Source organism: Marinobacterium aestuarii (assembly GCF_001651805.1).
GTDB classification, from domain to species: Bacteria; Pseudomonadota; Gammaproteobacteria; order Pseudomonadales; family Balneatricaceae; genus Marinobacterium_A; species Marinobacterium_A aestuarii.
The window spans coordinates 804,216-818,399 of the sequence record NZ_CP015839.1 but is presented as its reverse complement, the minus strand read 5'-3'; the positions used below and the strand labels follow the sequence as shown (position 1 = coordinate 818,399).

The 14,184-nt window shown below is 57.3% G+C and carries 14 protein-coding genes; 5 read left to right on the top strand and 9 right to left on the bottom strand.

Features of this window, described 5'->3' with window-relative positions:
- Positions 1-83 precede the first annotated feature (83 nt).
- The 5 genes from cofE to cofG are packed head-to-tail and all read right to left on the bottom strand — an operon-like array spanning position 84 to position 4,966.
- Positions 84-962: a coenzyme F420-0:L-glutamate ligase gene (gene cofE, locus A8C75_RS03585; protein WP_227819828.1), complete on the bottom strand. Its 879-nt coding sequence runs from the start codon at positions 960-962 to the stop codon at positions 84-86.
- On the bottom strand, positions 950-1,591 hold the full coding sequence (gene cofC, locus A8C75_RS03580) for a 2-phospho-L-lactate guanylyltransferase (protein ID WP_067378211.1): 642 nt from the start codon (positions 1,589-1,591) through the stop codon (positions 950-952). The genes cofE and cofC overlap by 13 nt, the downstream gene beginning before the upstream one ends.
- On the bottom strand, positions 1,588-2,583 hold the full coding sequence (gene cofD, locus A8C75_RS03575) for a 2-phospho-L-lactate transferase (RefSeq protein WP_067378208.1): 996 nt from the start codon (positions 2,581-2,583) through the stop codon (positions 1,588-1,590). The genes cofC and cofD overlap by 4 nt, the downstream gene beginning before the upstream one ends.
- Complete coding sequence (gene cofH / locus A8C75_RS03570; RefSeq protein ID WP_084783709.1) at positions 2,580-3,821, bottom strand: 5-amino-6-(D-ribitylamino)uracil--L-tyrosine 4-hydroxyphenyl transferase CofH; 1,242 nt, start codon at positions 3,819-3,821, stop codon at positions 2,580-2,582. The genes cofD and cofH overlap by 4 nt, the downstream gene beginning before the upstream one ends.
- 14 nt (positions 3,822-3,835) lie before the next feature.
- Entirely contained in the window at positions 3,836-4,966 is a 1,131-nt protein-coding gene (gene cofG, locus A8C75_RS03565; RefSeq protein ID WP_227819827.1) for a 7,8-didemethyl-8-hydroxy-5-deazariboflavin synthase CofG, read from the bottom strand.
- Here cofG and A8C75_RS23540 point away from each other — a divergent pair.
- Positions 4,965-5,150: a hypothetical protein gene (locus tag A8C75_RS23540; protein ID WP_157890211.1), complete on the top strand. Its 186-nt coding sequence runs from the start codon at positions 4,965-4,967 to the stop codon at positions 5,148-5,150. The two genes, cofG and A8C75_RS23540, sit on opposite strands and share 2 nt — an antisense overlap.
- A gap of 103 nt (positions 5,151-5,253) precedes the next feature.
- Here the strand turns inward: A8C75_RS23540 and A8C75_RS23535 are convergent, their stop codons facing one another.
- Positions 5,254-5,541: a hypothetical protein gene (locus A8C75_RS23535; protein WP_157890210.1), complete on the bottom strand. Its 288-nt coding sequence runs from the start codon at positions 5,539-5,541 to the stop codon at positions 5,254-5,256.
- Between the two features lie 458 nt (positions 5,542-5,999).
- Here A8C75_RS23535 and A8C75_RS23530 point away from each other — a divergent pair, with 458 nt between their 5' ends.
- The 3 genes from A8C75_RS23530 (at position 6,000) to A8C75_RS03555 (ending at position 8,578) form a co-directional block, all read left to right on the top strand.
- A complete protein-coding gene (locus A8C75_RS23530; RefSeq protein WP_157890209.1) occupies positions 6,000-6,623 on the top strand; it encodes a hypothetical protein in 624 nt (207 codons plus the stop codon).
- Between the two features lie 110 nt (positions 6,624-6,733).
- Positions 6,734-7,519, top strand: a complete 786-nt coding sequence (locus tag A8C75_RS03560; RefSeq protein WP_084783707.1) for an endonuclease/exonuclease/phosphatase family protein — start codon at positions 6,734-6,736, stop codon at positions 7,517-7,519.
- A 24-nt stretch (positions 7,520-7,543) separates the two neighbouring features.
- Positions 7,544-8,578: an IS630 family transposase gene (locus A8C75_RS03555; protein WP_067378204.1), complete on the top strand. Its 1,035-nt coding sequence runs from the start codon at positions 7,544-7,546 to the stop codon at positions 8,576-8,578.
- A gap of 361 nt (positions 8,579-8,939) precedes the next feature.
- Here the strand turns inward: A8C75_RS03555 and A8C75_RS03550 are convergent, their stop codons facing one another.
- Together A8C75_RS03550 and A8C75_RS03545 are read right to left on the bottom strand one after the other, a co-directional pair.
- Complete coding sequence (locus A8C75_RS03550; protein WP_067378201.1) at positions 8,940-9,599, bottom strand: TetR/AcrR family transcriptional regulator; 660 nt, start codon at positions 9,597-9,599, stop codon at positions 8,940-8,942.
- Between the two features lie 91 nt (positions 9,600-9,690).
- On the bottom strand, positions 9,691-11,304 hold the full coding sequence (locus A8C75_RS03545) for a tetratricopeptide repeat protein (protein WP_084783705.1): 1,614 nt from the start codon (positions 11,302-11,304) through the stop codon (positions 9,691-9,693).
- A gap of 524 nt (positions 11,305-11,828) precedes the next feature.
- Here A8C75_RS03545 and A8C75_RS03540 point away from each other — a divergent pair.
- A complete protein-coding gene (locus A8C75_RS03540) occupies positions 11,829-12,752 on the top strand; it encodes a histone deacetylase family protein (protein ID WP_067378195.1) in 924 nt (307 codons plus the stop codon).
- Positions 12,753-12,850: 98 nt separating this feature from the next.
- Here the strand turns inward: A8C75_RS03540 and A8C75_RS03535 are convergent, their stop codons facing one another.
- Entirely contained in the window at positions 12,851-14,179 is a 1,329-nt protein-coding gene (locus A8C75_RS03535) for a purine-cytosine permease family protein (RefSeq protein ID WP_067378191.1), read from the bottom strand.
- Between the last annotated feature and the right edge of the window lie 5 nt (positions 14,180-14,184).

The window sequence follows — 14,184 nt, the reverse complement described above, 5'->3', positions numbered from 1 at the left end:
TTGGTTCAAATTGCTGTCGGTTGAGCTTTTTCGTTTCAAGCAGCAGTCGTTGCGACCCACCAGGCCCTTGGGGCCCGCAGGGTTTAGCGAAACAGGTCTTCCTGTTGCGGACGCACCAGGTCACGCGCAGAGCTGTTGTCCGGGGTCCAGTCGATGCCGCGGAACAGAATCGCCGGGGTCTTGCCATCCTTGCTCATCAAGAGACCCGAGGCCGCCGCGAGCTCATCGGCCAGGGCCGGTACCGTGACCGAAAGCTCGCGCCCGAAGGCATCGCGCTCGCCCACCAGATCGATCTGGCTCGGCACCTTGGCAAGCCCCACCGCCACATTCACCAGCCCCATGCGCCAGGGCCGTCCGAAGGTATCGGTAATCACCACGCCCAGACGCACACCGCTGGCACGCTCCAGCAGCGCGCAGATTTCCCGGGCGCTGCGGTCCGGATCTTCCGGCAGCAGGATGACGGTTTCCTCGGCGCCGACATTGGATTCATCCACCGCGGCATTGGCGCAGATAAAGCCCAGCCGATGCTCGGCGATCAGGGTGCCTTCGAGCTGGCCGGGGCGCTTGATGGCCCGCACCACACGGCTGGATTCCCCCAGAATTACTTCGACCTTGCGCGGATCCTTGTTCAGCTCCAGCCCAAGCTGGCGTGCTTTCTCCCCCGGTACCACATCGGCCAGGCGCGTGATCCGGCCTTCGGCCTTGGAGACCACCTTGTGGGCGATCACCAGGATGTCGCCGTCCTGCAGGCTAAGCGCCGCCCGCTCGATGGATTCGAGCAGCAGCGCGGCCAGATCATCCCCCGGCGCTATGTCCGGAATACCCGGCAGTACCTGCATGGCAATGCGGGTACTGGCCGCAGGGCGGGCCGCCCTGGCGGCACGGTGCACCACAGCGGGGTCAGTCGGGGCAGCGCTGAACGCCATGCCTTGTGCTGTATTGTTCTGTATTACAGATTCCATAGGGTCACCAGTTCCCGCGGCAGATCGCCGCTGTGTTGATGCATCAGGCTGTGAAGATCATCCGGGGTATCCAGATCGAAACGCATATGATCAAAGTGCAGCAGCTCACAGGGCACCGACCGCTTGAGTGCCGCCCCCTGATGCGCTGCGCTGGAATTCGGGCCAAAGCAAAAGGGCACCACATCCGGCGGCGTGGTCAGCAGTGCATTAGTGCCGGCGTCACTGGCCGGGCAGATCAGCACCGAGGGCGCAGGTCTTGGCTGGCACAGCAGAGTGCGAAACTCGTCGGCATCAAGCCGTGCTATATCCGCCGGCACCAGCAACTGGGAATCAAAGCCGTGCTTTTTGCTCCAGTGTGCCGCCAGTGCCGCCGCCCCCGACAGCCCCGCCGGGCGCAGCTCGCGCAGCACAGAAGCACCGTAGCCGCGGGCCAGTTCACCGATGGCGGCAGAAGCCGTGACCACCAGCAGTGGATAATCCGGAAAATGCGTGCCAAAAAAGCTCAGGGTGCGTTCGCACAGGCGCCGGGCCAACTGGCTGCGGTCTGTATCGCCCAACACCGGACGCAGGCGCGACTTGGCACTGGCGAAATCCTTCACCGGGATCACGATCAGGGTTTTCAGGCTCATGCCGACACCCGCTCAGGCTGATCCAGTTGCGACGCCAGTCCAGTTCCGGCCAATCCAGCGATGGCCAGCAGTTCTCGGGCCAGGCATGCCTTGTCGGCATCGCTGCTCATCAGTGTCTGGGTCACCAGCGTCTTGAGCCCGCGCGCCTGCAAGGCCGCCACGTCGGCGCTATCACTGACATCAATTACCAGGCTATCGATCAGACCGCGGTAACAGTCGGCCACGCCCAGGTTGCTGCAGCTGTAACCCGCCGCCTTGAGCATGCGGTTCGCAGGCCCCTTCACCGTCTGGCCGCCGATCAGTGGCGATACCGCAACCCGGGTTGCGCGGGTCTTCTCCAGCGCATTGCGGATAGCCGGCAGCGCCAGGATCGGACCTATGCTCACCAGGGGATTGCTGGGCGCAAGAATCAGCAGGTCCGCATCGCGGATGGCCGCCAGCGCCTCTTCGGTTGGGCGTGCCTCCTCCAGCCCCTGAATTCGCAGCTCCAGCACCTCGGGGCGGCACTGTTCGCGCACAAAGTACTCCTGGAACGACAGCCAGCCGCGGGCGGTTTTGACCTCGGTCTGCATGCGGTCATCACTGGGCAGCAATATATTGGCCGTTACTCCCAGCGCGCGGGCGATGGTCTGGGCAATGGCGCTCGGGCGCACACCCTGGCGGCGCAGTTCGGTGCGATAGATATGAGTGGCGAAGTCCTGGTCCCCCAGGTACATCCAGTCATCGGATCCCAGGCGGGCCAGGCCTTCCAGGGTGCGGCTGGTTTCATTCGCCAGCCCCCAGCCCTTGCTGCGGTCAATCAGCCCGGCCAGGCTATAAGTGATGGTATCTATATCCGGCGAGACCCAGAGGCCATGGAATTCCTGATCATCCGCCACGTTGCCGATGATCGACAGCTGACCGGGCTGCAGTATCGCGGCAAGCCCTATGGCCAGTTTGGCGCCACCGCCACCGCCGGCCAGCAGGGTGATTTTCGGCGCCTGGGCACTCATGCCATGCCTCCGGCCAGCAGCGACTGGGGCAGCGCTTCAAACGCAGCATCAGACGCAGCGGCGCGGTCGAAAATTTCCAGCGGACGGTAGAGCGTATTGCGCCGCACCGGTTCGCGGCCCATGGCACGCATCATGTCGATCAGTTCCTGCGGCTGCATTTCCTGGCCATGTTCGCCACCGGCGGCACGGGAGATGCTTTCGTTCATCAGGGTGCCGCCCAGGTCATTGACGCCGGCGGCCAGCATCTGCTGCGCAAGGTCGGTACCAAGCTTGACCCAAGAGGCCTGGATATTATCGATCCAGCCATTGAGCATCAGGCGCGCCACGGCGTGCATGCGGATATGCTCGTGTCGCGTGGGGCCGGGGCGCACGCCCGCCACTTCCAGATAGAGCGGCGTCTTGTAGTGGATAAAGCCCAGCGGCACGAATTCGGTAAAGCCGCCGGTCTTCTGCTGGATGGTACGCAGCAGCGCCAGATGTGCCGCCCAATGCTCAGGCCCATCGATATGGCCGTACATGATGGTGGCGGTAGTCGGCAGGCCCAGGCGATGGGCGGTCTGGATAATCTCGACCCACTGCGCGGTAGTGAGTTTGTCCTTCGTCAGCTGCTGGCGAATCTCGGTATCCAGAATCTCGGCGGCGGTACCCGGCATCGAGCCCAGGCCGTGATCCATCAGGTCCTGAATGAAATCGGCGTAGGACATCTTGCTCTTGCGGGCACCAAACCAGATTTCAAACGGCGAGAAAGCGTGTATATGCATGCCAGGCAGCACGCTCTTGATGGCCTTAAGCATGTCGCGGTAGAAATGCACCGGCAGATCCGGGTGCAACCCGCCCTGAATGCACACCTCGGTGGCGCCTCTGTCCCAGGCTTCCTGGGCGCGGCGCACGATTTCATCCAGATCGAAGAATTCGGCCTCGGGATCATCCTTGCGCTTGGCAAAGTTGCAGAACTTGCAGCCCATGTAGCAAACGTTGGTGTAATTGATATTGCGCGTAATCACGAAGGTGGCGCGATCACCAACGCGCTGCCGGCGCACGGCATCGGCGGTGGCGGTGAGCGCATCCAGCTCGGCGCCTTCGGTGCCAAAGAGCACCACGCCTTGCGCTTCGCTCAGCTCCTCACCGTTCAGGGCCTGCTGCAAAATGGCACGGACTTCTGTGCTCACAGCCGGGTTGAAAAGCTCCTGCGGCACCCGAGGTGCCAGCGCGATCTTGTGGGGGACAGCGGCATTCATGGCTTTTCTCCTGTTCAATGACATTGCGCCAGCGCCAGACCATCGCCACGGGCGATGCCAGCCAGGCGGGCGGCGATGGGGCCGGCGAAGAAGCGATCCGGGTATTGCTGATAGTGCGGGTACACCGCCAGACGCTCCTGCAGACCGTAACCGCAGTCCGCGGTGGCGCTGCGCAGGGATTCAATCTGCGGCCAGGCACGTTCCGGATTGATGTGATCCAGCGTAAGCGGTGAAATGCCGCCCCAGTCATTGATGCCCGCGGCTATATAGGCGCCGAAGCGCTGCTGCAGATTAGGCGGCGCCTGTATGCTGATGCTCGGGTCCAGCAGCAGGCGGGCCAGCACCAGGGTGCGCACCATGTCGTTCAGATCCGGTTCCGGATGATTCGCCATGGCGGTACCGGGCTTGGCACGGAAGTTCTGTACGATAACTTCCTGAATATGGCCGTAGCGGCGGTGCAGATGATTGATGGTGATAAGGCTGTCGACCCGTTCGGCCCAGTTCTCGCCAATACCGATCAGAATGCCGGTGGTGAAAGGCACGCCCTGCTCGCCGGCGCGCTCCAGGGTACGGATACGCTGCACTGGCACCTTGTCGGGGCAGGCATAGTGAGCTTCGCCACGCTGAATCAGGCGACGGCTGACGTTCTCGAGCATCATGCCCATGCTGGCACTGACGGGCTTGAGCTTGTGGATATCCTCGTCCGACAGGGTGCCGGCATTCACATGGGGCAGCAGGCTGGATTCCTCCAGCACGCGTTCACACATCTGCGCCAGGTAATCCACCATGCTGCTGTGCCCCAGCTGCGCCAGTGCTTCCCGGGCCTGTGGATAACGCAACTCGGGCTTCTCGCCGAGGCTAAAGAGCACTTCCTTGCAGCCCAGGCGCTCACCTTCGTGCACCACGGCCATGACTTCATCGGGCGTCATGACGCGGGCATTGGGGGAGCCGGGTTTCTGAACAAAGGTGCAGTAGCCGCAGTCGTCGCGGCACATATTGGTCAGGGGTACAAAAACCTTGCGTGAATAAGTCAGAGTCCGGCCCCAGTGCGTATCACGCACGGCGGCTGCCTGCAGACCTAAGGTCTTGAATTCTGCGTCGCTCGCCTGTTCCAGCGCCAGCGCCTGTGTGCGGGTCAGCATCATGATCACAGCCTCCGTTATTGTTTTTGGTGGGGCCTGGAGCCTGTCGGACTTAGCACTGGTCTACTGCGGAAAAGTCGATTTTGGTCATTTTTCGCACTCTTTCTTGTTAAATAGCCCCGCTATTCGCCTCAAAAAAGTTCAAAAACTGCCTCAAAACGGCCTTTCCCTCGCTACAACCGGCTAAGCCCGAAAGGCTCCTAACATTGTTCCGGTCAAAGGTCGCTGTGCCTGCACAACAACTTTTTACCAAACGGTAAATTTAATCTACATCAATTTTTGCCAAGTGGTCAAATATTTTTTACAGATGTCGGAAGGCAAGGAGCAAGAACGAGCTGGAAGCTGGAAGCTGGAAGCTGGAAGCTGGAAGCTGGAAGACAGATTATGACGCTCGTCGGATAGCGGGTGTTGTCTTTCTGACGACCGACTTTCCTTTTGACGCGACAAGGACTGCCTGCAAGGGAAAATGCAAAGGAAACGCGCCCCAAGAAGCCGGCCTGCGGCAACACTGCACGCCGTGAAAATTCTCCGGTCCAGCAACGCCACACCCCTGTGGTGATGCGGGTTTCGGCATTCATATCGAGCCCCTTCGGATTGTTTGCAGGACTTTCCCGGTGCTCGCCTGCTTCAAAAGGGTTTTGGGTGCCAACTGAAACTTCGATGCAATAATCAGAAATTTTAGCACTCCATTATTTAGTAAACTTCGGTCACCCCCGACAGTATTCCTACAGCCCACCCAACAAGCTACAGGCATACATCGAGAATTCCGAAAGAGCATGTACGATTTTCTACAGTCAGCTACTCGATTTACAGTGGCGGACGATGAAAAAGTTTCCTAATATAAAAGCAAAATGTAGTTGTGCCGCTTTTGAATACGCTGCAGAGCCATGAGTCTAATTCCATATATTGTCTTTCAACGGATGAAAATAGCTATGATACTTCGTCATCTACTGTATTCCTTTAGTAAACCCTAGTATGGGTCTTATAGCATCTGCGTAAATGCGCAAGCTCAGCATTAGAATAAATAGAGGCTTTCATGGAAATTACACCTTCATCAGAAATACTTAGTATCGTTGCTTTGATCATCGCGCTGTCGTCTACAGTAATAAATTATTTAGTTTTAAAAATCCAGAGGGAACCCGAAGTGGTTATATATGCTTTGCATGACGAACGGAGCCCTTCATTCATAAACCTTATTATTGAGAACTCAGGATCAGGTGCAGCACAAGATGTAAATTTTACTAGCAGCAGAGCTATACCATCTCGTGCCTTCGGCTTTGAGAATGCAAAACAACCAGAGTACATGACTGAAGGTCCTCTAATCAAAGGCATCCCTTCATTTTCTAAAAGCGAACGACGGATTATTACGTGGGGGCAATATGGAGGTCTAAAAAAAGGACTTGGCGAGGACATCATTGACATAACCGCCACATACTACAGTCGACCACCCTTAAGTCTAACGCGTCAAAAACACACAACCATTTCTAGAATCGATCTACGTTCGTTCGAGGGCACGAATGCGTCGGATCATAATTGGGACAAGCAGACCGCTCAAAGTCTTGAGAAAATATCTAAAACCCTAGCTAGTATTACCAGTGTTGGAAATCAATCGTTAAACATATCTATTCGTACCGACAACTCAGACAATAAAAATCTCTAACATGGTAGTAAAATTCTCACTTTTATTCACGGCACTCGGAGTCCCAAACAACGTTATGGAAGGACCATTCCTTAAATCTGCCCCTGTTTCCGGCGTTAACGGTATAGCATATGAAAATTGTAAATTGGAATTGTAATTGTAACGGTGCATTGAGAAAAAAGCTGGACGAGGCCAACAGTTTTGACGCCGACTTACTAGTTATCCAAGAGTGTGAGAACCCAGAAAAGTCCAGCCCCGAGTATAGAGACTGGGCTGGTGATTACCTTTGGATAGGAGAATCTAAAAATCGAGGAATTGGTATATTTCCAAAAAAAGGGAATTTAGTTAAAAGCCTCAATTGGCAAGGGGATTTTAAACTCACTGAGTTAGACAGCAGCAGTACGGCACTTCGATGGAGCACAGATGAATTAAAACTATTTTTACCATTTACTATCAACGATTATCTTACAATTTTGGCAGTCTGGACAAAAGGCAGTAATGACCAAGCTTTCGGATATATGGGACAGTTCTGGAAATACTTGCAGATCCATCGGGAAGAATTATCGGGAAACAGCACAATCATTCTTGGTGACTTTAATAGCAATGTCATATGGGATAAACCTGACAGGTGGTGGAACCATTCTGATGTCATATCGGAGCTTGATGCAATAGGTATTCAAAGCCTTTACCACAGTCAATTTAGTGAGGCACAAGGAAAGGAAAGCAGACCAACGTTTTTTCTCCACCGAAATCCCGAAAAGGCTTATCACATAGATTATATTTTCACGTCAGAAGACATTTCCAGAATCAGCAGCCTTGAGATAGGTAACCACAATGACTGGATAACGGTTAGTGATCATGTACCTTTTGTTTTTAATATAGATAGTTCATCAGCTATTAACCCGGCGGACAAATAGGCATAGATAGAGTATAATCCGTGCATGAAAAAATTAGACACACGGAAAGTCTCTTCTGAGCTTCAGCAACACAACCGCGACTTGGCTATCCGGCTGTTTCAGCAAGGTCACAAAAGGGCAGAAATCGCGGAGATTATAGGTGTCCACTATACCGTTGCCTGCAGCTGGATCAGGGCCTGGAAGCTGGGCGGTGAGCAGGCGATAAAGCTTGGACAAAGAGGCCGGAGGCCCGAAGAGCAGCGGCGTCTAACCGGTGCTCAAGAGTCTATTTTGAAGAAGCTGATTTGCGACAAAAACCCGGACCAAATGAAACTGCCTTTTGCGCTCTGGAATCGCAAAGCGATACAGGCGGTAGTCAAGCAAATGTGGAATGTTCGTATTGCAATCCGCACCATCGGGGACTACCTAAAACGCTGGGGGTTCACGCCCCAGAAGCCCGCAAAACGGGCCTATGAGCGTAATCCGAAGGCGGTAAAAGACTGGTTGGATAGCACCTACCCGGGGATTAAAAAACGCGCATCTGTAGAAGGTGCAGAGATCTATTGGGGCGATGAAACAGGTATCCGTAACGACTGCCAACACAGTCGTGGGTACGCCCCGAAAGGGGAAACCCCGGTCGTCGAAATCAACGCCAAGCGGTTTTCGACGAACATGATCTCAGCGGTCAATAACCGAGGCACCGTCCGCTTCATGATGTATGGAGAGAACATGACCGCAAAAGTGCTGCTTCGGTTTATGAAACGGCTGATTAAGGACGCTGAGCGAAAGGTCTTTCTCGTTTTGGACAATCTTCGAGTTCATCATGCGAAGCTGGTGAAGGCGTGGCTGGTTCGGCATGCAGACGAAATAGAGGTTTTCTATTTGCCTGCGTACTCGCCGGACCTGAATCCGGATGAGTACTTGAATGCTGACTTGAAAGCCGGGATCCGCAGTGCGGCACCCGCTAGAAATCAAGCGGATTTGGCGGGTAAGGTGCTGAGTCACATGCGGATGCTGCAAAAGATGCCAGAGCGAGTTGCGAAATACTTTGAGCATCCGGCGATCAACTACGCCTCCTAGAGGTATTTGCCCGCCGGGTTAATAGCTAAGGAAATTATCGGCATTGAATTTCATAATCTATAACTGCTGGCGGAAAAGGTGAAGTTGGCAGCCTCCCCCTTATGAAGCCGGCGAGCACTGAGGTCAGGCGGTGAATTGGCCCGAAGGGGCGCAACAGGGACTGTTACGCCTCCGATGAGGTACATGGATGTACCTTCAGCGGAGCCCGCCGCATGAGCTCAGAGCGCAGCGAAAAGGCTTCATCGGGGCGTGCTTTCTTTGGTTACTTTCTTTGCACGAGCAAAGAAAGTAACGCGCCAGCAAGGCGCAACACAAACCATCAAACCGCTTCGATGCCAACGATTGCACGGGCTTCAACGCATCACCCCTTCAACCCAATCCCCTTCAAAATCACATGGGTCAAAAAATCCCCCGCCCGCGTAAAATCATCCGCCTCCAGACTCTCCTTGCCCAGCGACAACTCAATCTGCGCCGAGAAATCCGCATAGGTCTGGGTCGATGCCCAGATGGTAAAAAACAGATGCTCAGGTTCGATGGGATCGACAATCCCATCGGCAATCCAGCCTCTTACCAGGGCAAGATCGGCTTCAAGCTGGGGCAACAGCCGCTCACGCAGATATTCTTTCAGGTGCGGCGCGCCATTGATGATCTCGTTGGCAAACACCTTGGAGCCGTTGGGGTGGGTGCGGGATATTTCAAACTTGCCGCGAATGTAGTTTTCCAGCATGGCGGCGGGGTCTTCACCGGCCTGCTCCAGCAGCGTCATTTTCTCGAGCCACAGATCGAGAATCGTCTTCAGTACCTGGCGATAGAGAATTTCCTTGGAGGTAAAATAATAAAGCATGTTCTGCTTCGACAGCCCGGCCTGCTCGGCGATAGCTTCAACCGAAGCACCGTTATAGCCGAACTGTGCAAACACGTCTTCCGCCGCTGCCAGTATGCGGGTTTCATGGGCTTCCCTGATGCGCGAACGCCGCTTGGGTTTGATCTCTTCGACCGCTGGGGTGCTGTTCCCTGTCATTCACTCTGTTCCGCTGCTGTTACTCAAAAACCTGAGGGAATTTTACCACATGGTCCAACCTGGCGCTGAAGCGCCTGCGCCACTCGCGTTGCTAGCGCAGCAGTGCACCCAGGCTGCCCTGGGGCAGCTGCTCCACGGGCAGGGTCCGCAGGCGTTGAAGCAGCATCTGCCGGACCTGCACATCGCCTTTCGTCGACAGGGTCGCACAGAGGTGCAGGTATCGATCCACCATGCGCAGGCGCTCCTCGCGGCGCGTTTCGGTATCACGGCCAGATTCCAGAAACAGCTGGGCGAGATTGAGCAGCGCCGCCGCATTGGCGGGATCGTATTCGATGGCCATGCCGAAGTAGCGCAGCGCCTGGGGTATCTTGCCGACGCGGTACTGCTTCACGCCCAGGCGGTTGACCTTCAGACTCATGGCCGGATCCCGCTTGCCGGTATCCGGCGGCACCTGCGCCAGCAACGGCGTATCGGGCTCCAGCAGCGGCACCTTGTCGGCACTCACCCGCAGCTGTTCGCGCTTGAGATCCAGCGGTGTGTCCAGCGCCCGGTTCAGGGTCTCGGCCTCGCGCTCCATGCGTTCGGCTTCAAGCGTCTCACCCAGATCCTCGAACAGCTGGCGGCGCAGCAGCGCCACCTGGATCTTGCAGCGACTATCCCGTGGAAACTGGAACAGCGCCTGATTGAGTGACTGATCAAAGGCATCACGCAGCAGCACCGCCTGGCGCGCATCGGCATCGGCCAGCGCCAGGCGCTGGATATTGGCCAGCTTCAGGAAGGGCTCGGGGGAGCGATAAACACTGTGACGCCCCAGCACAATGGACTTGCGATAGGCCGTCTCGGCACTGTCCAGGTTACGTGTCTGGGTCGAGACCCGGCCCAGTTCCATCTGCCGCGGAATACCCAGCGGACTGCGTGCGGTGGCATCCACCAGCGCTTCGCGGGCAGCAGGCAGCTCGCCCAGGCGCTCGTGCACTATGGCCAGCAGATCATAGGCACCGATCAGCAACGGATAATGCTCGATCAGGCCTTCCAGCACGCCAATGGCATCACGCAACTGACCCAGGCCCGCCAGGGCTTCGGCCAGGTGCAGCCCGGCTTCCTTGTCTTGGCTCTGCCAGTAACGGGCTTCAGACAGCACTCGCGCCTCCTGGAAACGGCGCGCCTGAATCAGCAGCTTGCCCTTGACCTGCTGCACATAATCAAACAACGGATCATGCTTTGGCACCCGCTCATCACAGGCCGCAATGGCGCGGGGCAGATCACCCATTTCCAGCGCCATATCCACCGGGCGCAACACCGCTTTGCGACACACCAGGCTATCGAGGCGCAGTTTGAGTTCATCAATGCTGAAGGGCTTGGTGAGCAGCACATCGGGGCGGCTGTCGATGGCATGCAGCACCATTTCCTGGCTGGCGTCGCTGGTCATGAAAACCCAGCCGGCGCTGGGTTTCATATAGCCCCGGTAACGGGCCTCTTCGAGAATCTGGATACCGGAGACTGCATCACTGCCGTTATGACCGAGCAGAATCAGATCGAAACCGCCTTCGGAGATCAGGCTGAACACCCGATCATTGATGCTCACGGCCTGAATATTGTGCACACCCAGGCGACGCAGCATATGGAAGATCGCCGAGCGGACATTGCCGCTGCTATCGATCAGCAGCACCCGCTTGTCTGAATAGTCGACCTTCCTGTTCGTCACCGGACGCGGATTCCTTAATACGGCCATTGCAATAGCCGAGTATAAGAGGCCGGCGAGGAACACGAAAGGCGTACCGCGATCCGACCCTCAAATAGATCGCCATATCGGCTTATACCTAAAGCTCGTGTACTGCTTCGCTCTTAGAGGCGCTTTTAGCGAGTCGCCAGGAGGTTGGCCGCACGGCGCATTTTCGAAGCCATAGTGGGCCTATTTCGAGGAAATGCAACACCGCGGACGGCCTCCTGGCGGCTCGCCCGCAGGGAGCTCGCCAATTCGCGCCCTGCTGCGTTGCCGCTCTTGGCAAGAGAACCACTATTACCGGCGAACGGCGCCTTGCTGGACACGAATTGGCGGGCTCTACAAGCACCCATTAGGGCAAAGCAGTACACTAGCAGCCAGCGGCGCGGTGATTCGCTACACTCAGGCCCTTAACTCGGGCTTTGAACCTCGCACGATAGAGCCAGGCCACGCCCAAAGCGCCATAGCTGCACCCATAAAAACGATAACGACAAGAGAAAGCCTGCATGACCACCGCATTCATCTCCCACGCTGACTGCTGCCTGCACAATATGGGACCGGAACACCCCGAAAGCCCGCTGCGCCTGCTGGCCATCCGCAAGGTGCTCGAGCGCACCGGCCTGATGCAGGAACTGGCAGAGTACAGCGCTATCCCGGCCAGCACCCTGCAGATTGAGCAGGCTCACAGCCGCCAGCACCGCACCGGGCTTGAACGGCAGCAGCCCGAAGCAGGCATTTTCCACGCCGATGACGATACCGCGCTCTGCCCCTATACCCTGAATGCCGCCACACTGGCGGCGGGCGCCAGCATCCAGGCCACCGATCTGGTGCTCAGCGGCGCCCGCACTAATGCCTTTTGCTCCATACGCCCGCCCGGGCACCATGCCGAACAGAATCTGGCCATGGGATTCTGCTTCTATAACAATGTGGCCATAGGCGCCCTGCATGCGCTGCAGCAGCCCTCGGTACAGCGGGTCGCCATCGTCGACTTCGACGTGCACTACGGCAACGGCACTGTGGATATCTTCAAGGACAGGCCCGAAGTGCTGGTGTGCTCGACCTTCCAGCACCCCTATTATCCCGAGCGCTACCAGGATATTCAGCGCGACAACATCCTCAACTGCCCACTGCCGGCCTACAGCAAACCGGCGCTGTTTCGCCATGCGCTGGAAGACCGCTGGCTGCCTGCACTCCAGGCCCACAAACCCGATATCATCTTTATCTCCGCAGGTTTTGATGCCCATCAGGAAGACCCCATGGCGGATCTTGAACTGACCGAGGATGACTACCGCTGGGCCACCCAACTGCTCACTGATCTAGCCCGCCAGTGCTGCAACGGCCGCATAGTCTCGGTGCTGGAGGGCGGCTACAACCCGGTGGCACTGGGCTTTTCGGTGCAGGCACACCTGGAGGTACTGGCGGGGTACTGAACTGAAAAGCGCCAGCCGCTGAACTCGGCCAGCGACTCGATAACACATAAAAAAGGGCCGTCGGCCCTTTTTTATTCCTGCAGCTGTTCGCCTGTGTATCAGGAGGCGGCGACAGCCTCCTCGGCTTTCCTGCGCCCCTGCAGCGCCCCATAGATCACCAGGGACAGCACAAAGGTTGCCGGCGCGGCCATCGACGCCCAGCCCGACTCGAGGCTCATGAGCCCAAAACCAAGCCCAGTACCGCAGAACCAGGCCAGCAGCCCCACGCCATTGAACACCGGTACCGCGGCGTCGGCCCGGTCATTGCGGGCGGCAAAAAAGATATGCGCCAGCGCGACGCCGACCCAGGCCACGACGAAAACGCCCTGGTAGGCCAGCGCCTGCAACAGGTAGGCGAAGACATCCGCCAGCATCAGGCCGTAGACCACGGCGCCCACCACCAGCGACCAGATCAGGCGGGAGTAGCGCAGCCCCAGCAGGTTCTCGAAAAATGCCTGCATGTTTACGGTTGCCAGGTAGTAGTTGGCGGTATTGATGCGGGTCTGGGTCACCCAGACAAACAGCAGCCCCCAGATGCCCAGCAGTTTAAGTATCGCCAGGACCACCGAAACCTCACTCAGGGCGCCCTCCTGGGGCATGCTGGCAGCAAGATAAATGCCGATCACGCCGTTGAGCAGAAAGGTCACCAGATAGAAAGGCATGCCAAAATTGAAGCGGGCGTGGTAGCTGCTATCCTGCGCTTTGCCGAAACGGGCGTAGTCGAAGGTGTAGAGCATCAGCACCCAGACGCCCATGTAGTAGGTGAAGCAGTTCCACCAGCCGTACTCAGGCACGGTTTCCGGCCCCAGCTCCAGCCAGTCGGCCTGGTAGCCGTAGACGTTAATGGATACCACCACCGCCAGCACCAGACCCGCCAGATAGAAGGGCAAGAGCACACCGTTGAACTTGTCGAGCCAGTTTTGCACGCTGCCGAAAATCAGCGGCACGCTGTAGAGCACGACAATCAGCGCCGCCAGCTTGTACGGCAGTGACGGAAAGATGCTGTTCAGCGCCACCGCGATCACCGAGCCCTCGAAAACGGCGTAATAGATGGCGGTCGAGAAGAAAATCAGGGTCGCCAGTGACGCACCGGCGCTGCCGAACAGGCGCCGCGAAAACAGCGCCACCGACAGGCCATTGCTGATGGCGTAACGGCTGATGATGCCGTTGATCACGCCGTAGCTGACCACCGACAGCGCCATGCCGATAATGGCATTGCGTGCCCCGTAGCTCAGGGCCAGGGACGCCCCCACGACGATATAAAACATCGCACTGCAGACGGCCCACCAGGCCATGGTCAGGGAAAACCGGCCCATGCGTGCCGTAGCGGGCACGGGCAGGGTCGAAAGGTCGAGTTCGTTTGATTGTTTTTGTGACAAACCAGCCATTTCAT

Excerpts from the sequence above, each read along its gene's own strand:
- cofE (WP_227819828.1), bottom strand. The coding sequence starts at position 962 with ATGGAATCTGTAATACAGAACAATACAGCACAAGGCATGGCGTTCAGC.
- cofC (WP_067378211.1), bottom strand. The coding sequence starts at position 1,591 with ATGAGCCTGAAAACCCTGATCGTGATCCCGGTGAAGGATTTCGCCAGT.
- cofD (WP_067378208.1), bottom strand. The coding sequence starts at position 2,583 with ATGAGTGCCCAGGCGCCGAAAATCACCCTGCTGGCCGGCGGTGGCGGT.
- cofH (WP_084783709.1), bottom strand. The coding sequence starts at position 3,821 with ATGAATGCCGCTGTCCCCCACAAGATCGCGCTGGCACCTCGGGTGCCG.
- A8C75_RS23540 (WP_157890211.1), top strand. The coding sequence starts at position 4,965 with ATGATCACAGCCTCCGTTATTGTTTTTGGTGGGGCCTGGAGCCTGTCG.
- cofG (WP_227819827.1), bottom strand. The coding sequence starts at position 4,966 with ATGATGCTGACCCGCACACAGGCGCTGGCGCTGGAACAGGCGAGCGAC.
- A8C75_RS23535 (WP_157890210.1), bottom strand. The coding sequence starts at position 5,541 with ATGAATGCCGAAACCCGCATCACCACAGGGGTGTGGCGTTGCTGGACC.
- A8C75_RS23530 (WP_157890209.1), top strand. The coding sequence starts at position 6,000 with ATGGAAATTACACCTTCATCAGAAATACTTAGTATCGTTGCTTTGATC.
- A8C75_RS03560 (WP_084783707.1), top strand. The coding sequence starts at position 6,734 with ATGAAAATTGTAAATTGGAATTGTAATTGTAACGGTGCATTGAGAAAA.
- A8C75_RS03555 (WP_067378204.1), top strand. The coding sequence starts at position 7,544 with ATGAAAAAATTAGACACACGGAAAGTCTCTTCTGAGCTTCAGCAACAC.
- A8C75_RS03550 (WP_067378201.1), bottom strand. The coding sequence starts at position 9,599 with ATGACAGGGAACAGCACCCCAGCGGTCGAAGAGATCAAACCCAAGCGG.
- A8C75_RS03540 (WP_067378195.1), top strand. The coding sequence starts at position 11,829 with ATGACCACCGCATTCATCTCCCACGCTGACTGCTGCCTGCACAATATG.
- A8C75_RS03535 (WP_067378191.1), bottom strand. The coding sequence starts at position 14,179 with ATGGCTGGTTTGTCACAAAAACAATCAAACGAACTCGACCTTTCGACC.